This window comes from Haloarcula montana (genome assembly GCF_035666295.1).
Taxonomy (GTDB): domain Archaea; phylum Halobacteriota; class Halobacteria; order Halobacteriales; family Haloarculaceae; genus Haloarcula; species Haloarcula montana.
In genome coordinates, this window is sequence record NZ_CP142027.1 from 1,544,850 (window position 1) to 1,561,715 (window position 16,866).

Annotated in this window: 15 protein-coding genes; 10 read left to right on the plus strand and 5 right to left on the minus strand. The window is 67.5% G+C overall.

Annotated features, from left to right (window positions below):
* The first annotated feature begins 27 nt into the window (after positions 1 to 27).
* Complete coding sequence (gene serA, locus VJ109_RS08020) at positions 28 to 1,614, plus strand: phosphoglycerate dehydrogenase (protein WP_324755852.1); 1,587 nt, start codon at positions 28 to 30, stop codon at positions 1,612 to 1,614.
* A 27-nt stretch (positions 1,615 to 1,641) separates the two neighbouring features.
* Here the strand turns inward: serA and VJ109_RS08025 are convergent, their stop codons facing one another.
* The 5 genes from VJ109_RS08025 to VJ109_RS08045 all read right to left on the minus strand — a co-directional run bounded on the left by VJ109_RS08025 (position 1,642) and on the right by VJ109_RS08045 (position 6,772).
* Positions 1,642 to 1,827, minus strand: a complete 186-nt coding sequence (locus VJ109_RS08025; RefSeq protein ID WP_324755853.1) for a hypothetical protein — start codon at positions 1,825 to 1,827, stop codon at positions 1,642 to 1,644.
* Positions 1,828 to 1,885: 58 nt separating this feature from the next.
* Positions 1,886 to 5,521 (minus strand): DNA polymerase II large subunit, encoded by a 3,636-nt coding sequence (locus VJ109_RS08030; RefSeq protein ID WP_324755854.1) that lies wholly within the window; start codon positions 5,519 to 5,521, stop codon positions 1,886 to 1,888.
* Position 5,522: 1 nt separating this feature from the next.
* On the minus strand, positions 5,523 to 5,945 hold the full coding sequence (locus VJ109_RS08035) for a PPC domain-containing DNA-binding protein (protein ID WP_324755855.1): 423 nt from the start codon (positions 5,943 to 5,945) through the stop codon (positions 5,523 to 5,525).
* Positions 5,946 to 6,037: 92 nt separating this feature from the next.
* The gene (locus tag VJ109_RS08040) at positions 6,038 to 6,547 is read right to left on the minus strand and encodes a 2'-5' RNA ligase family protein (RefSeq protein ID WP_324755857.1); all 510 of its coding nucleotides are present in this window, start codon (positions 6,545 to 6,547) and stop codon (positions 6,038 to 6,040) included.
* Positions 6,548 to 6,589: 42 nt separating this feature from the next.
* A complete protein-coding gene (locus VJ109_RS08045; protein ID WP_324755858.1) occupies positions 6,590 to 6,772 on the minus strand; it encodes a DUF7554 family protein in 183 nt (60 codons plus the stop codon).
* 322 nt (positions 6,773 to 7,094) lie between these two features.
* On the opposite strand from VJ109_RS08045, the gene VJ109_RS08050 reads away from it, so the two are divergent.
* The 9 genes from VJ109_RS08050 (at position 7,095) to argF (ending at position 16,261) form a co-directional block, all read left to right on the plus strand.
* Positions 7,095 to 8,393: an argininosuccinate synthase gene (locus tag VJ109_RS08050; protein WP_324755860.1), complete on the plus strand. Its 1,299-nt coding sequence runs from the start codon at positions 7,095 to 7,097 to the stop codon at positions 8,391 to 8,393.
* Between the two features lie 4 nt (positions 8,394 to 8,397).
* A complete protein-coding gene (gene argH, locus VJ109_RS08055) occupies positions 8,398 to 9,909 on the plus strand; it encodes an argininosuccinate lyase (protein WP_324755861.1) in 1,512 nt (503 codons plus the stop codon).
* Positions 9,910 to 10,070: 161 nt separating this feature from the next.
* Complete coding sequence (gene lysW, locus VJ109_RS08060) at positions 10,071 to 10,235, plus strand: lysine biosynthesis protein LysW (RefSeq protein WP_276178637.1); 165 nt, start codon at positions 10,071 to 10,073, stop codon at positions 10,233 to 10,235.
* Between the two features lie 79 nt (positions 10,236 to 10,314).
* Positions 10,315 to 11,238: a lysine biosynthesis protein LysX gene (gene lysX / locus VJ109_RS08065; RefSeq protein ID WP_324755863.1), complete on the plus strand. Its 924-nt coding sequence runs from the start codon at positions 10,315 to 10,317 to the stop codon at positions 11,236 to 11,238.
* Positions 11,235 to 12,272 carry an N-acetyl-gamma-glutamyl-phosphate reductase gene (gene argC, locus VJ109_RS08070; protein ID WP_324755865.1) on the plus strand — a complete coding sequence of 346 codons (1,038 nt, stop codon included), beginning with the start codon at positions 11,235 to 11,237 and terminating at the stop codon, positions 12,270 to 12,272. Before lysX ends, argC begins: the two co-directional genes overlap by 4 nt.
* Before the next feature lie 18 nt (positions 12,273 to 12,290).
* Positions 12,291 to 13,136, plus strand: coding sequence for an acetylglutamate/acetylaminoadipate kinase (locus VJ109_RS08075; RefSeq protein WP_324755867.1), 846 nt, complete (start codon positions 12,291 to 12,293; stop codon positions 13,134 to 13,136).
* Positions 13,137 to 13,194: 58 nt separating this feature from the next.
* Positions 13,195 to 14,322, plus strand: coding sequence for an aspartate aminotransferase family protein (locus VJ109_RS08080; protein ID WP_324755868.1), 1,128 nt, complete (start codon positions 13,195 to 13,197; stop codon positions 14,320 to 14,322).
* Positions 14,319 to 15,374 (plus strand): [LysW]-lysine hydrolase, encoded by a 1,056-nt coding sequence (locus tag VJ109_RS08085; protein ID WP_324755870.1) that lies wholly within the window; start codon positions 14,319 to 14,321, stop codon positions 15,372 to 15,374. Before VJ109_RS08080 ends, VJ109_RS08085 begins: the two co-directional genes overlap by 4 nt.
* 2 nt (positions 15,375 to 15,376) lie before the next feature.
* Positions 15,377 to 16,261 (plus strand): ornithine carbamoyltransferase, encoded by an 885-nt coding sequence (gene argF / locus VJ109_RS08090; protein WP_324755872.1) that lies wholly within the window; start codon positions 15,377 to 15,379, stop codon positions 16,259 to 16,261.
* The last annotated feature ends 605 nt before the right edge of the window (positions 16,262 to 16,866 follow it).

Sequence of the window (16,866 nt, forward strand, 5' to 3'; positions counted from 1 at the left end):
ATTGCCCCCGGGGAAATCCACTCCGACATGAAGGTACTCGTCACGGACCCGATCGACGACGCTGGCCTCGAACGACTCCGCGAGGCCGGCCACGAGGTCGAGACAGCCTACGACGTCGAGGGCGACGCGCTGCTGGAAGCGGTCGCGGACGCGAACGCGTTGATCGTCCGCTCCGGCACCGAGGTCACCGAGGCGGTCTTCGCCGCAGCGCCCGACCTGATCATCGTCGGTCGCGCCGGCATCGGCGTGGACAACATCGACATCGACGCTGCCACCGATCACGGGGTCATCGTCGCGAACGCACCCGACGGCAACGTCCGGGCCGCCGCCGAACACTCGGTCGCGATGGCGTTCGCTACCGCCCGGTCGATCCCGCAGGCCCACGACCGCCTCAAGAACGGCGAGTGGGCCAAAAGCGAGTTCCTGGGGACGGAACTCAACAATAAGACTCTGGGTGTCGTCGGCTTCGGCCGCGTCGGCCAGGAGGTCGCCAAACGCCTCGGTGGACTGGGGATGGACATCGTTACGTTCGACCCCTACATCAGCCAGGAGCGGGCCGACCAGTTCGGCGCTGAACTCGTCGACGAACTCGAAACGTGTCTGGAGGCCGCGGACTTCGTGACCATCCACACGCCGCTGACCCCCGAGACCGAGAACATGATCGGCCAGGCGGAACTCGAACTCATCGGGGAGGGCTACGTCGTCAACTGCGCCCGTGGCGGAATCATCGACGAACCGGCACTCGCCGAGGCCGTCGCGGACGGCCCGCTCAAGGGCGCGGCACTGGACGTATTCGGCGAGGAACCGCTGTCGGTCGACAGCCCGCTGCTCGATGTCGAGGACATCATCGTCACCCCGCACCTGGGTGCTTCGACCGAGGCGGCCCAGGAGAACGTTGCGACCTCGACGGCCGACCAGGTCGTCGCCGCGTTCAACGAGGAACCGGTCGCTAACGCACTGAACGCCCCCTCGATCGACGAGACGACGTTCAAGCAGGTCCGGCCGTACCTCGACCTGGCCGACACCGCCGGCCGCATCGCCGTCCAGCTGTTCGACGGCCACATGTCCGAGGTTCAGGTCACGTACGCCGGTGACATCGCCGACCAGGACGTCGAGTACGTCACCGCCTCCGCACTGAAAGGCGTCTTCGCGCCGTCGGAACTCCAGGTCAACGCCGTCAACGCACCCCAGATCGCCGAGGAACGGGGCATCAACGTCACCGAATCCAAGACCAGCTCGGCCGAGGACTACCAGAGTCTGCTCACCGTCACCGTCTCGGACGGCGAGAACTCCGTCTCCGTCTGTGGGACCCAGTTCGCCGGCGAGGAGTCCCGGATCGTCCGTATCGACGATCACCGCATCGAGGCGGTCCCCCACGGGCACATGCTCGTCGTCCGTAACCGCGACGAACCCGGGACCATCGGCTTCATCGGGAGCGTGCTGGGTGAGGCCGACATCAACATCGCCGGCATGTTCAACGGTCGCGAGACCATCGGCGGCGAGGCCCTCTCCGTCTACAACCTGGACGAGAAGCCTACCGCCGAGGTGTTCGACCGACTGGACGACGACGACCGCATCATCGAGACGACTTACGTCGCGCTGGGCGACGAGTAAGGGACGTTCTCGGGGCTCTTTCGCCGTCTACCGCTCCTCCAACAGGCGCTCGTACCGGTCGACGACTGCCTGGCGTTGCTGTCGCTCGGCCTCGACGGCCGACTCCAGTTGAGCGATCCGCTGGTGCAGCAGGGCGATCTCCAGTTCGTAGCGGGCGTTCGGCGTGGCGTCGGCGACGGTGGGCGTCGCCACTGCCGTGTCACGTGCTTCCATACCTCGGTTCTGGATGTCGACGGGCAAAAACACCCGTCGGACGGCCGTCACGCGAGCGTCACATGAAGTCGGCGATGCCCGACTGCTTGTTGTGGTCATTCTCGAAGACGGACTCGATCGACCGTTCGAGGATCTGCAACCGCTGTTTCGTGTAATCCCGGGCGCCGAACTCCTCGGCCACCCGGATCGCGGTGTCGATGTACTTGTTGACCGACCCCTCGTGGACCGTGAGGTTCACGCGGCCGCCACACTCCCGGCAATCCCCGGTCAGGGGAACCCGTCGGAACGATTCCCCGCAGTCCAGACAGCGGGTCTCCTGTCGGGAGAAGGCCCGCAGGTTCCCGATGAGATCAGGCAGGAAGTGGTACTCGATGATCCGCTCGGCGACGTCGCTCTCGACGACGGCCCGGAGTTTCCGCGAGATCGCCAGTTGGGCGTCCATCTTGTCCTCCATCGATCCCAGGGTCTTGTACGCCGAGAGGTCCGGCCCGGCGGCGATGTCGGTGGTGTCGTGAGTGTGCCGGAAGCCGGTGTACTCCCGGTCGGTTCCCAGGGTCTCCTCGGCGATGGTCATGATCTCCTCGACCTCCTCCGGGGGTGTCAGTTCCCGGGTGGCCTCGTAGAACTCGCGGGGATACGACTCCATGATGTCCATGTTGTGGGCCTCGTCGTCGATCTCGCTGGGGTCGATCCGGGAGGACATCACCAGGGGGGCGTCCATCCTGCCGCCCCGCTGGTTGGGCAGGTACGTCCGCGAGAAGTTCAGCAGGCCGTCCATCAACAGCATCACGCAGTCTTCGTCGCCGTCGCAGTTTCGCCGTTTGGCGGCGTGGAAATACGGGTGCGCGTAGCCCACGGCCGCCGAGGTGAAACCGACCACGCGGCCGACGGTCGCCGCGCTGGTGTGTGGCGCCATCCCGAAGACCAGTTCCCCGACGAGGTCCTCGCGGTCGTCGAACTCGTAGTACCGCTCCAGGCCGTAGTACTGCTCCAAGAGGTCGTCGACGAACCGGGCGGTCTTGAGCATGTGTTCGGCGGCACCGTCGGAGAGGACGATGTCCTGGACTTTCAGTTCGACAAGCTGGTCGTCGTGGGTCAACGGGTCGCCGTGGATGTCGGTCTCGTAGCCCAGCGCCCGCAGGCGGTCGGCCCCGACGTCCAGTTCGGCGGGCCGGACCGCCGTCACCGGCAGGTCGGTCATGTCGTAGCGGACGGTGCCGTCCTTGAACGCCGAGACGTCGTGTTTCGCCCGGAGGACCCCCTTCTCCATCGGCTCGGGCAGTTTCTCCTCGGAGGTGAGTCCCTTGACGGCTTTCAGCGTCTCGAAGGCCGTCTCGCGCTCACCGACCGATTCGAGCGCGTCACGGTAGGTCGCCTGGAGATCCAGTTCCGTGTACTGGGTCGGCGAGGCGAGCGTCTCACACCGGGAACACTCTGCGCGGCCGGACTCGTCGGGCTCGACTTCGGCCTCGCAGTCGGGGCAGACGTACACCGTCTCGGCGATGGTGTCACAGTCTGGACAGCGGGCCTCGTGGGTCTCGGTCCCGCAGGCGGGACAGCGCCGCCGGGCGACTTCGACCTCGACGCGGCCCGGCGTCTCGCTCATCGAGTCGGCGTGTTTCGTCGCCTTGGCCACGTCCCGCTGGGCGCCGCCGGCCTCGCCGATGGGCGAGAGGGTGTGGACCGCCGGCGAGAGATCCCGTCGCTCGGACTTCTCCGGGCGGCCCATCCGGTTGCCGACGCGGGTCGGCGCCCGTTCCCGGACGTCGAAGGGGGCGAGCTCGTTGACCGCCTCGATGGCGTTTGCCCCCTCGTCGAGCGTCTCGTCGGCGGCGCCGATGGCCTCGACGGACTCGCCGGTCCCGTAGCGTTGGGCGTGTGCCGAGAGGTCGTCGAGGGTCCAGTCACGCTCCAGCGAGCGGGAGAAGCCCAGCGTCCGGACCAGCGGGAGCCAGTCGGGGACGACCAGCCTGTCGGACTCCTGTATGTGCTCGACGAGCAGGTGCTCCAGCGCGGTCCGGACGGTGTCGGTCCGCGGGAGGACGAGGTCGCCGTCGGCCGCCTGCGCCCCGTCTTCGAGGACGGCGCCGTCGGTCTGTGCGACCTGTCCGTCTTCGATCGCGTCGGCCAGCGCTCCCATCTCCTCGACGCTCACGTCGTGCCAGAGGTAGGTGTAGGCCGGATGCAGCGGCGCGTCGTACTCCGTGGCCCAGGTCAGCGCCTCCTCGGCGGTCGGGTCGGCCAGATCGACCGTCGGGTCGTCCCGCATCGCCTGGACGTCCGCCCCCGCCGCGTCGAGGTCCTGTTCCCACCACTCGACGGTGTAGGAGGCCGGCGCGAGCGGGTGGTTGTTCTCGACGAACTCCCCGTAGTTGACGAGATACTCGCCCAGATCGAGGATCTTCTCGACGCCGTTGCGGACCTCCAGTGCCTCCTCGGCGTCGTCGATGCGGCGAACGTCGCCGTTGGCGAGTCGGACGGTCGGCCCCTCGATGGTGTCGACGGGGACGACCCCGGCGGCTTTCCCCGGCCGCTCGGTCTTGATCTGTGTCCCCGTCGCCAGGAAGTCGTCGACCAGGTGCATCGTCGCCGGGTGGACGCCGGCGGTCGCGAACCCGTGGTTGCGCGCCCGGCCGTACCGCAGCCGGAAGCCGCCGGGTTTGGAGGGATGGGAGAAGACCGGCCGGCCGGCGATGAGGTCCCGGAGGTACTTCGTGGTCGGGTCGACACGGGGTGGCCCGGCCGGTTCGTCGGCCCCCTCGTCGTCCGCGTCGGCGTCGGTCCCGTCGTCCGCATCGCCGCCGTCCTCGGCCGCGTCTTCCTCCTGGTCGCCGCCCTCGCTCCCCTCGTCTTCGCCGATCGTCCCGTCGATGAGGTCCTGGAGCCACGGCCAGTCGACCTCGTCTAAGTTGCGGGTGTACCGCTGGATCTTCGGCGCCTTCAGCGCGATCCCCTCGGCGAGCACCAGACACATTCCGCCCCGCGGGGAGTTCGAGTCGACCCGTTCGAGGTCCCGGTAGCCCGATACCTCCTCGTCGCCGGTTGCCTCCCCGTCGAGCATGATCGGCATGTGCTCGGCGATGAACTTCGTCTCCTTCTCCTTGGGCGAGTACTGGAGGCCGGTGTCCTTGTCGTAGAGGTCGATCTCCTCGGCGTAGCGACCGATCTCGTCGTCGCGGGCCTTGTACTGGTCGATGTCAAGCAGCGCGCGGGCGTAGTCGGCGACCAGCACCGACAGCGCCTGGGCGGTCCCGCCGGCCGAGCGGATCGGCCCGGCGTAGTAGACGTTGATGAACTCCGTCCCGTCGTCGTTCTCCAGCAGTTCGACGCGGTCGATCCCCTCGATCGGGGCGGCGACGACGCCCTCGGTCAGCAGGGCGACGGCGGTCCGGACCGCGCCCTCGACTTTCCCCTCGCGGGTGTCGTAGTCGCCGACGGTCCCCTCGACGAAATCTTCGACGAGTTCCAGGGCGGCCTCCTCGCGGGACATCTCCCCCTCCAGCTCGCGGACCCGTTCGGCGACGCCATCGATGCCGAGGATGTTCTCGACCCGGTCGGCCATGTCCCTGGCGGTCGGGATCTCGACCTCGGGTTTCGGGTCCCCGCCGCGCTCGCGGGCGCGCTCGGCGACGGTCATCGCCCGGTCGAGTTCGGTCTCCAGGGTTTCGAAGTACTGTTCGTCTGCCTCCCGCATCTCAGAGCTCCCAGAGATCGAGGTCCGTCGGCTCGTCGTGGGCGCGTTCGAGGTGGGTGTCGAACGCCCGGACGTACAGTTCGCCGGCGAAGACGGTCGCGCTGTTGAGGTGACCGGCGACGGCCTCGCCGTCGGGTCGCGAGAGGACCGCGTGGGTGTGGGCGAACCGCTCCCCGTCGAGGTGCGATATGTTGCCCATACAGGCGGCCATCTCCAGGGGCTCGGGGAAGGTGACCGCGTCGTACTCCTGGCGCTGCTGGTCGTAGAACCAGATCTCGGCGTCCTCTACCGCGCCCAGTCCGTAGAAGAAGCCGGCGTCGATCGCTCGCTCGTCGGCGAAGGACTCGATCTCTTCCCGCCAGTCCGCGCCGTGGTCCAGTCGGCAGACGTACTCGGACGTGCTGTCGACTTCCCGGTAATCCATACCAGAACGGGAGGGCAGGCGACGGCAAAAACGTTGTCACCACAGTCCGGGACCGTGGACCACCCGACGGCGATGTCGGCGCGGACTCCGTCTCAGGCCGGCAACGACACCGTACTCGCGGAGTGGCCCCGCTCGGCGTCGTAGAACGTCAGGCTGTCGACGGTCCACTCGATAGGGTCGATGGCCCGCTCGGTCAGCCGGCTGGCGGCTGCGGCGTCGCCGCCACGGGCGACCGTCACGTGTGGGACGTAGTCGTCTCTCTCGACGCTCTCGACTGGCTCGAACCGTTCACAGAGCCGCTCGTGCAGCGCGATCAGGCTGGGGCTCTCGACGGCGAGGTAGACGACGGGCGAGGGGCCGGTCGCGGCCGTCTCGAACTGTTCGACGCCGGTGATCCGGGCCTCGAACGCCGGGTGCCCGTGCAGGGCTTCGCGTGCCCGACTCTCCAGGCGGGCGTAGGCGGCGTGGTCGCCCTCGCCGAGGCGCTTGGCGACGAGCGTGTGCTCGCCCCGGGGCCGGGCTCGTGCCGTCGGCAGGTCCCGGGCCAACTCCCCGGCCAGCGAGGTGACCGCCGACGGGAGCGCGACGTTGAGACTGTACACACCGTGGGGGAACGTCCCGAGTCGCTAAAACTGCGTGGTCCCCTACCGCTGCTTGTAGAGCCACAACACCGCCAGCGCGAGGACGGCCAGTCCGACCAGCGGCTGGAGCGGCCCGAGCAGCCAGCCCAAAAGACCCAGTATCTCTTCGACGATCGCCAGCCCGACCCAGACCACCAGCAGGACGAGCAGGAGCTGCAACAGGGTGTCGATATCGGGAAGGTCCATACGTGGTGGTTCCGGAGCCCGGAGAAACGTCTTGTGGCCGCTGGGACGGCGATGCTTCGGCACGTGCCAACTCCCCACGCACTGCGGCGGACACGGAAGCTATTAGTACCAGACTTACAGTACCGTTACGTACATGACTCGGACCGCCACCGCTGGAACGCTTGTGGGCACCAGCGACGGGTCCGACGCTTTCTCCCAGCGACGACGACGGGGCCGTCTCTAGGCCCACTACTACTTCCACTCACACGGTTCGTCTCGTCGCAGATTCCCGCCGTCGACTGTCCGGCCGGTACCCGAACTCGACAGTCACACTATCAAACCAATGCCAGAAGGAAACGGAACCGTCGCGCTCGCTTTCTCCGGTGGGCTCGACACGACAGTCTGTGTATCGCTGCTGAAAGAGGAGTACGGCTACGACGAGGTCATCGGCGTCACCGTCGACGTCGGCCAGCCCGACTACGAGTTCGAGGAGGCCGAGGAGACCGCCGCGGCGCTGGGCGTCGAGCAGTACGTCGTCGACGCCCGCGAGGAGTTCGCCGACCTCTGTCTCCAGGCCGTCAAGGCAAACGCCGACTACCAGGGCTACCCGCTGGGCACCGCGCTCGCCCGCCCGGTCATCGCGAAAGCCATCCTCTCGGTCGCCGAGGAAGAGGGCTGTGACGGCATCGCCCACGGCTGTACCGGGAAGGGCAACGACCAACTGCGTTTCGAGGCCATCTGGCGTGACTCGGACCTGGAGGTCATCGCGCCGGTCCGCGAACTCGGCCTGACCCGCGAGTGGGAAAACGAGTACGCCCAGGAGAAGGGCCTGCCCGTCGAGGGCGGCGACGGCGGCCGCTACTCCATCGACACGAACCTCTGGAGCCGCTCGATCGAGGGATCGGAACTCGAGGACCCCTCGACGATTCCCGACGACGACATCTACAAGTGGACCGACAACCCCTCGGGCAAGGAGTCGGAACTCGTCGAGGTCAGCTTCGAGGAGGGGATCCCGGTCGCCCTCGGCGGCGAGGACCTGGGCTCGGTCGAACTCATCGAACAGCTCAACGAGCAGGCCGGTGCCCACGGCATCGGCCGCACGGACATGATGGAGGACCGCATGCTCGGGCTGAAGGTCCGCGAGAACTACGAACATCCCGCGGCGACCGTGTTGCTGACGGCCCACGACGCTCTGGAGGGACTCGTCCTGACCCAGGAAGAACGCCAGTTCAAGGCCCAGGTCGACCAGGAGTGGTCCCAGAAGGCCTACCAGGGGCTCGTCGACGCGCCCCTGACCGGCGCCCTGGAGGCGTTCATCGAGGACACCAACGAACGCGTCACCGGGACCGTCACGGTGAAACTCGAAGGCGGGCACTGCCGCCCGGTCTCCCGTGAGTCGGACTACGCCGTCTACAGCGAGTCCGCGGCCTCGTTCAACGAGGAGGACGTCACCGGCGGCATCACCCAGCAGGACGCGACTGGCGTCGCGAAGTACCACGGCTTCCAGTCCCGCCTCGCAAACAGGATCCTCGAAGACGCGAGGAAGGGTGCCACGGTGGCCGACGGGGGCAGCGAGGCCGACGACGGGGAAGCCTCGAAGCACGTGAACGCCGACGCCGTGAGCGACGGCTCGGAGGACTAGCCCGATGAGCGAGGAGGAGAGCGAGACCGGAGCGGCCTCGGGGAACGCGGACGGCGCCGACGAGGAGACGGTCGTCCGCCGCGACCGCTTCGCGGGCGGCCCCGCCCGGTCGTTCCTCTCCTCGCTTTCCGATGACGAGCGCATCTTCCCGGCGGACCTGGCTGTCGACCGCGCGCACGTCGTGATGCTGACCGAACAGGGGATCGTCGACCGCGACACCGCCGGCGAGATTCTGGCGGCGCTCGCCGATATCGAATCGGCCGGCCACGCCGCCCTCCCCGACGGCGAGGACGTCCACGAGGCCATCGAGAGTGCGGTCATCGACCGCGTCGGTCCCGAGGGCGGGAAGATGCACACCGCCCGCTCGCGCAACGACGAGGTGGCGGCCTGTATCCGCTATCGACTGCGGGAGGATCTGCTGGAACTGCTCTCGGCGGTCGTGGGTGCCCGCGAGCAACTGCTCGCCGTCGCCCGTGACCACGACGAGACGGTGATGCCGGGCTATACGCACCTCCAGCCCGCCCAGCCGACGACGGTCGCCCACTGGGTGTTGTCCTACGAACAGGCGCTCCAGCGCGACACCGGACGGTTGCTTGACGCGTACGCACGCGTGAACCGGAACCCGTTGGGGGCCGCGGCCTTCGCAGGGACGCCCTTCGACGTCGACCGTGACCGGACGGCGGCACTACTCGGGTTCGAGGGCGTCGTGGAGAACTCGATGGACGCCGCCTCGGCCCGGGATTTCCTCGTCGAGGTGACCGGCGCGGTCGCGGGGCTGGCGACGACGCTCTCACAGTTGGCCGAAGATATCGTCGTGATGGCGAGCAAGGATCACGTCGAACTCGACGACGACTACGCCTCGACGAGTTCGATCATGCCCCAGAAGAAGAACCCCGACACGCTGGAACTGGTCCGGGGCCGCACCGGCGACGCCGTCGCGGGACTGAACGGCCTGTTGACCAACCTCAAGGGCCAGCCGCGTGCGTACAACCGCGACCTCCAGCGGGCCGGCCGGCACGCCTGGGACGCTATCGACAGCGTCACCGAGAGCGTCGAGGTCGCCGCGGGCGCCGTCGCGACGGCCGAGTGGCCCGCCGATCGGCTGGACGCCGCCGCGACCGAGGGCTTCGCGACGGCGACGGGCGTCGCGGACCTGCTGGCGATGGCCGGGGTTCCGTTCCGGACCGCCCACGAGATCGTCGCCGAGGTCGCGGCCGGTCTCGATCCCGACGAGGACGCCCCGGACTACGACGCCATCGCGGCCGTCGCCGAAGACGTGCTGGACGCGCCGCTGTCGGAGTACGTCGACCGCGCGGCCGTCGAATCCGCCCTCGATCCGACGGAAAGCGTCGCGATGCGGGACTCCCGTGGGGGGCCAGCCCCATCGGCGATCGCCGGCCAGCTCTCGACCGCCGAGGAGGCGCTGGCCGTCGACACCGAGGCAGTCGGCGACCACCGGACGACAGTCGAACAGGCGACCGATCGCCTGCGGACGGAGGTCGAACGATATGCCTGAACGACGACCCCCGGCAGGGGAAATTATACCATAATTCTGATACGGGTATCAGTCACGCGGCGTAATCCGGATCGAAACACCGTTAGCGCGTAGTGCAGTTACTATTCTTTGCTGACAAGTTCGAAGTGTTTAAGTGGATCGCTGTTCGAGAGTGAGCTACAATGGCAGACTGCATCGAGTGCGGGGCGGAGGTTTCCCTGCACGACAACCTCGAAGTCGGAGAGATCGTCGACTGTGCCACCTGCGGTGCCGAGCTCGAAGTCATCGATACGGAGCCGGTCGAACTCGACAGCGCACCCGAACTCGAAGAGGACTGGGGCGAGTGATGACCGAGGCGGCGTGGCCCCTTGTCCCGTTCGCGACGCCGGCCGACGCCGCGAGCCGCGAACACACCGAGGACACACGATGAAGGTCGGACTCCTCTACTCGCGTATCCGCCGCGACGAGAAGCTCCTGTTGTCGGAACTGCGCGAGCGCGACCACGAAATCGAGAAGATCGATGTCCGCAAACAGCGGTTCAACATCTCCGAGGCCCCCGAAGCCTTCGCGGACCTGGATATCGTCGTCGACCGCTGTCTGGCGACCTCACGCAGCGTCTACGCGACGAAGTTCGTCGAGGCCTACGACGTCCCGGTCGTCAACGGCCCCGACGTTGCGGAGGTCTGTGCTGACAAAGTCAAGAACAGCCTGGCGCTCGTCGAAGCCGGCGTCCCGACGCCGAACACCGACGTGGCCTTCACCAAGGACGCCGCGCTGGAGTCCATCGAGGAGTTCGGCTATCCGTGCGTGCTCAAGCCCGTCGTGGGCTCGTGGGGCCGCCTGATGGCCAAGATTGACTCCCGGTCGGCCGCCGAGGCGATCCTCGAACACAAGGAGACGCTGGGCCACTACGAGCACAAGATCTTCTACGTCCAGGAGTTCGTCGACAAGCCAGGCCGTGACATCCGCGTGTTGGCCGTCGACGGTGAGCCGATCGCCGCGATGGTCCGCTCGTCGGACCATTGGCTCACCAACGCCGCCAAAGGCGCCGAGACCGACACCTTCGAACTGGACGACCGCGCGCTCGAACTCGTCGAGAAGGCCAGCGACGCCGTCGGCGGCGGACTGCTCGGGATCGACCTGATGGAGGTGGGGGTGTCGCAAAGCGACACCCAAGACGCGAGCGGCGACGAGCCGCGAGCGGCCGAACCCGACGATTACACCGTCCACGAGGTCAACCACACCGTCGAGTTCAAGGCGCTGAACGAGGTCAGCGACGTCGACGTGCCTTCGAAGGTCGTCGACTGGCTAGAAACCAAAGCCCAGCAGGGCTCGGAGGTGACCGCATGAGCTACACGGCGAGTGTCGTCGGTGGTTCGGGCTTCACCGGCGGGGAACTGCTCCGCCTGCTCGATGGCCATCCCGAGTTCGAACTGACACAGGCGACCAGTCGCTCCAAGGAGAACAAGACGATCGGTCACCAGCACCCGAACCTCCGGCACTCGGAGCTGCGCTTTTCCTCGCCGGAGGAGTTGGAGTCGGTCGACGTGCTGTTCGCGGCGACGCCCCACGGCGTCTCGATGGAACAGATCGACCGGTTCCAGGACGCGGCCGATACGGTCGTCGACCTTTCGGCGGACTTCCGGCTGGAGACGGAAGCGCAGTACGAGGAGTGGTACGACGGGCACACGCGCCCGGAACTGCTCGCCGAGAGCGAGTACGCGTTGCCGGAACTCAACCGCGAGAACCTCACCGGTGCGGACCTGATCGCGTCGGGCGGCTGTAACGCCACCGCGACGATCCTGGGCCTGCTCCCGCTGTTCGAGCACGGCGTGCTCTCGGGCGACGAGCAGATCGTCGTCGACGTGAAGGTCGGCTCCAGCGAGGGCGGCGCCGGCGGCGGCGAGGCGTCCTCACACCCCGAACGCAGCGGCGTCGTCCGCCCGTACGCGCCCACCGGGCACCGCCACGAGGCCGAGATCCAGCAGTTCCTCGGCGTCGACGTCTCCTTTACCGTCCACGCGGTGGAGATGACCCGTGGCGCGAGCGCGACCTGCCACGTCTTTCCAGAAGAGCGCGTCTCGAAGGGCGACCTCTGGGGGGCCTACCGCGGCAGCTACGAGGACGAACCGTTCGTCGAACTCGTCGCCGGCGGTGGCGGCGTCTACCGCTACCCCGAACCGAAGGCCGTCGCGGGCACCAACCGCGCGGAGGTCGGCTTCGAACTCGATCCCGGCAACAAGCGCCTGGTTGTGTTCTCGGCCATCGACAACATGATGAAGGGATCGGCCGGACAGGCCGTCCACGCCGCGAACGTCGCGCTCGGCATCGAGGAGACGGCGGGCCTGGAGTTCCAGGGACTCCACCCCGTCGGCGCACCGTAACACCTGGAGTGATTTTCCATGACTGTCGTTATCAAAGTCGGTGGCGCTCGCGCGGTCGACCCCGCTGGAGCGCTCGCCGATGTCGCAGCACTCGTTTCGGAGGGACAGCAGGTCGTCGTCGTCCACGGCGGCTCCACCAAGGTCGACGAGACGCTCGAACGACTCGGCATCGAGCCCGAGTACGTCGAGACGCCAAGCGGCGTCGTCGGCCGGTTCACCGACGAGGCCACGATGGAGGTCTTCGAGATGGCATTCGGTCACCTCAACACCCAACTGGTTGCCGGCCTCCAGAGCGAGGGCGTCGACGCCGTCGGGCTCACCGGCGTGGACGGGAAACTCCTCTATGGCCCCCGAAAATCGGCGGTCCGGGTCGTCGAGGACGGGACGAAGAAGATCAAGCGCGGCGACCACTCCGGGACCATCAAGCGGGTCAACGGCGACCTGCTGGAGTCGCTGCTCTCGGACGGCTACACGCCGGTGGCCGCGCCGCCGATGGCCGGCGATGATGACGGCGACGTAATCCCGGTCAACACCGACGCCGACCGCTCGGCGGCCGCCATCGCCGCCGAACTCGACGCGACGCTCGTCCTCCTCACGGACGTTGCGGGCGTCTACGAGGACCCCGACGACCCCGAGACGCTGATCGACTCCGTCGAGACCGGCGCGGAATGGGCGGCACTGGAGGACGCCGCCGAGGGGTTCATGGGCCGGAAAGTGATGGCCGCCGAGGAGGCCCTGGCGGGTGGCGCCCCCGAAGTCGTGGTCGCCGACGCCAACGCCGACGAACCGATCTCATCTGCCCTCGAAGGCAGTGGAACACATCTCCACGCGAGCGCACTTTCAGACACTGAGGAGCAACAATGACTTCCGAGACACGCACGACGGGTTTCGACAGCACGGCTCTCACCGGAGGTGAGACGCTGTGACCGGATTCGTCTTCAACGAGAAACCGATCCAGATCGAACGCGGTGACGGCGCCTACGTCTACGACGACGACGGCACGGAGTACCTCGATATGGGCGCCTCCTACGCCTGTGTCCCGCTGGGGCACGGCCACGAGGCGGTCCACGAGGCCGTCACCGAGCAGTTCGAGAAACTGACCTACGTCCAGGCCTCGTACCCGAACGCCCAGCGGACGGCGCTGTACGAACTGCTGGCCGATACCGCGCCCGATCCTATCGACAAAACCTGGCTCTGTAACTCCGGGACCGAGGCCAACGAAGCGGCGCTGAAGTTCGCTCGCTCGGCCACCGGCGACTCGAAGATCGTCGCCACGATGCAGGGATTTCACGGCCGCACGATGGGCTCGCTGGCGACGACCTGGAAGAACAAGTACAAGAAACCCTACGAGCCACTGATGGGCGACGTGGAGTTCGTCCCCTACGACGACGCCGAGGCGCTCGACGAGGCCGTCGACGAGGACACCGCGGCGTTCATCGTCGAACCGGTCCAGGGTGAGGGCGGGATCAATCCCGCCTCGACCGACTACCTCGACGCGGCCCGCGAGATCACTGCGGACGCGGGCGCGGCGCTGATCTTCGACGAGGTCCAGACCGGGATGGGTCGGACCGGCGCGCTGTGGAACTCCCAGCGGGCCGCCGTCACGCCCGACATGATCACCTCGGCGAAGGGCCTGGGCAACGGCTTCCCGATCGGTGCGACGCTCTGTCGGGAGTGGATCGCCGAGGACTACGGCTCCCACGCCTCGACGTTCTCGGGCGGCCCGGTCATCTCGGCGGCCGCCGGCGCGACCGTCTCGACGCTGATCGAGGACTCCGTGCCGGGCAACGCGGCGGCGATGGGCGAGTACCTCCAGACCGAATTGGAAGCCGCGATCGGCGACGAGGTCCGGGAGATCCGCGGCGAGGGCCTGATGATCGGCGTCGAAGTCGGCCGCGGGGCCAACAAGGCCCTGAAAGAACTGGCCCTGCACCACCAGGTGCTCGCGCTGCCGGCCGGCCGGACTGTCGTGCGCCTGCTCCCGCCCCTGACCATCGACGAGGACCACGCAGACGCGGTCGTCGAGGCGATGGCGGAGGTGATCGGATGAGCGAAGCGGCCACACGCGAGGTCGACACTGAGGCCCGCGAGTTGCTGGAAACCGTCGTCCGTACTCCGTCGGTCTCCCGGAACGAGTCCGAGGCCGCCCAGCGACTCGTCGAGTTCTTCGAGGCCCACGACCGCGAGGTCTGGATCGACGATGTCGGCAACGTCCGCGCGCCGGCCGACGACGGCGTCCTGCTCACCTCACACATCGACACGGTGCCCGGCGACATCCCGGTCCGCGTCGAGGAATCGAGCGAGGGCGACGTGCTCTGGGGCCGAGGGAGCGTCGACGCGAAGGGACCGCTCTGTGCGATGGCCGTCACGGCCGTCCGGACCGGGGCCTCCTTCGCCGGCGTCGTCATGGAGGAAGTCGACTCCACGGGCGGCCGGCATCTCGTCGAAGACCGCGACGCCGCGCCCGATGCCGTCGTCAACGGCGAACCCTCCGGCTGGGAGGGGATCACGCTGGGCTACCGCGGCCTGCTCGGCGGGACCTACGTCGCCACCAGCGAGTCCGGCCACTCCTCGCGCCCGGAGAACAACGCCATCCAGGACGCGATGGACTGGTGGTCGGCCGTCGAAGACGAGTTCGCCAAAGACGAGTGGCACCCGGTCTTCGAGCGGGTCACCTGCAAGCCTGTCGACTTCGACGGGGGGATCTCCGCGGACGGCCTCTCGGTCGAGGCGACCATGCAGGTCCAGTTGCGCGTCCCGCCCGAATACGCCACCGACGAGATCCGCGAGATCGCCGACGGCTACCTGGCGAACGGGACCGTCAACTGGGACGACTGGGTCGAACCGGTGATGGAGAGTCCCCGGACCAGCGTCGCCCGCGCGTTCCGGGCTGCGATCCGGGACCACGGGGGCGAACCCCACCTCCTGCGCAAGACCGGCACCAGCGACATGAACATCTACGCCCAGGCCTGGGACTGTCCGATGGTCACCTACGGACCAGGGGACTCGGACCTCGATCACGCGCCAAACGAACACCTCCACCTCACGGAGTACGACCGCTCGGTCGCCGTCCTCGAAGACGTGACCGAACGCTTGCTGTAACCATGCCCACGCACCTGCTCGACGTCGACGACCTGACGCCCGAGGAACTGACCGCGGTGCTCGACCGCGCCGCCGAGATCAAAGCCGACGGGGCCGACAGCCCCCTCGACCAGCAGACGCTGGGGATGATCTTCGAGAAACCGTCGACACGGACCCGCGTCTCCTTCGAGACCGGGATGACCCAACTGGGCGGCCACGCCGTCTTCCTCGGCCCGGACGACATCCACTTGGGCCACGGCGAACCGGTCAAGGACACCTCGCGGGCGCTCTCGCGCTACGTCGACGTCGTGATGGCCCGCGTCTTCGATCACGCGGACGTCGAGGAACTGGCCGCGTACGCCGACGTGCCGGTGATCAACGCGCTAACCGACGAGGCCCACCCCTGCCAGACGCTGGCGGACCTGCTGACGATCCGTGAGCAGTTCGGTGACTTCGACGTGTCGGTCGCCTGGGTCGGCGACGGTAACAACGTCTGCCAGTCGTTCGTCCTGGGCGCGGCCATGACCGGGATCGACCTCACCGTCGCCACCCCCGAAGGCTACGAGGTGGACGACGACGTGCTGGAGCGTGCCGCCGCCTTCGACGGCGCCCCCGAGACGACCCACGACCCGCAAGCGGCTGTCGCCGACGCCGACCTCGTCTACACCGATGTCTTCGTCAGCATGGGCCAGGAGGACCGCCGCGAGGCGAAACTCGCCGACTTCGAGGGGTTCCAGGTCACGACGGACCTGCTTGGCGACCGGCCGCTCATGCACTGTCTGCCCGCCCACCGCGGCGAGGAGGTCACCGACGAGGTCGTCGAGTCGGACAACGCAATCGTCTGGGATCAGGCGGAGAACCGGCTCCACGCTCAGAAGGGGCTGTTGGTGTGGTTGGCCGACCAGTAGCTGTCTTTTTCCCCAGGTTTTTGCGCCAGCGAGGGAGCGTGCTCCCTCGGGCCGTGCGAACGGCACTCTGTGCCGTGAGCAGAGAGTGGTGGTGAGCGAAGCGAACCACCCGACGCGGAAAAAGTGGCTGCCGGATCAGGCGGAGAACCGGCTCCACGCTCAGAAGGGGCTGTTGGTGTGGGTGGCCGACCAGTAGCTGTCTTTTTCCCCACGTTTTTGCGCCAGCGAGGGAGCGTGCTCCCTCGGGCCGTGCGAACGGCACTCTGTGCCGTGAGCAGAGAGCGGTGTCGTTCCACCCGAAACACTGCCCTTTTCGATACGTTCGTGAACTGTTGACAATCTATCTCGGTGTGGGGAGGCGACTCCCTCCACCTGAAACGCTACCCTTTCTCCTCGGGATGTGAACGTTCATCATCCGATATCTGGCCAGTGGAGCTCTGGAACGCCCGATCTCCAGCTGAAACGACACCCTTTTCGATACGTTCGTGAACTGTTGGCACAGCAACCGATCGGCAGCGGCGGTGAGCAACGGTCGCCCCAGATGTCGGTCTCTCCCGGTCGTGGCGTCCGGGGCCGTTTCCCGTCGCTGCGTGTGTCCGATACGC

Coding starts and splice junctions, on each gene's coding strand:
- serA (WP_324755852.1), top strand. CDS start 28: ATGAAGGTACTCGTCACGGACCCGATCGACGACGCTGGCCTCGAACGA.
- VJ109_RS08025 (WP_324755853.1), bottom strand. CDS start 1,827: ATGGAAGCACGTGACACGGCAGTGGCGACGCCCACCGTCGCCGACGCC.
- VJ109_RS08030 (WP_324755854.1), bottom strand. CDS start 5,521: ATGCGGGAGGCAGACGAACAGTACTTCGAAACCCTGGAGACCGAACTC.
- VJ109_RS08035 (WP_324755855.1), bottom strand. CDS start 5,945: ATGGATTACCGGGAAGTCGACAGCACGTCCGAGTACGTCTGCCGACTG.
- VJ109_RS08045 (WP_324755858.1), bottom strand. CDS start 6,772: ATGGACCTTCCCGATATCGACACCCTGTTGCAGCTCCTGCTCGTCCTG.
- VJ109_RS08050 (WP_324755860.1), top strand. CDS start 7,095: ATGCCAGAAGGAAACGGAACCGTCGCGCTCGCTTTCTCCGGTGGGCTC.
- argH (WP_324755861.1), top strand. CDS start 8,398: ATGAGCGAGGAGGAGAGCGAGACCGGAGCGGCCTCGGGGAACGCGGAC.
- lysW (WP_276178637.1), top strand. CDS start 10,071: ATGGCAGACTGCATCGAGTGCGGGGCGGAGGTTTCCCTGCACGACAAC.
- lysX (WP_324755863.1), top strand. CDS start 10,315: ATGAAGGTCGGACTCCTCTACTCGCGTATCCGCCGCGACGAGAAGCTC.
- argC (WP_324755865.1), top strand. CDS start 11,235: ATGAGCTACACGGCGAGTGTCGTCGGTGGTTCGGGCTTCACCGGCGGG.
- VJ109_RS08075 (WP_324755867.1), top strand. CDS start 12,291: ATGACTGTCGTTATCAAAGTCGGTGGCGCTCGCGCGGTCGACCCCGCT.
- VJ109_RS08085 (WP_324755870.1), top strand. CDS start 14,319: ATGAGCGAAGCGGCCACACGCGAGGTCGACACTGAGGCCCGCGAGTTG.
- argF (WP_324755872.1), top strand. CDS start 15,377: ATGCCCACGCACCTGCTCGACGTCGACGACCTGACGCCCGAGGAACTG.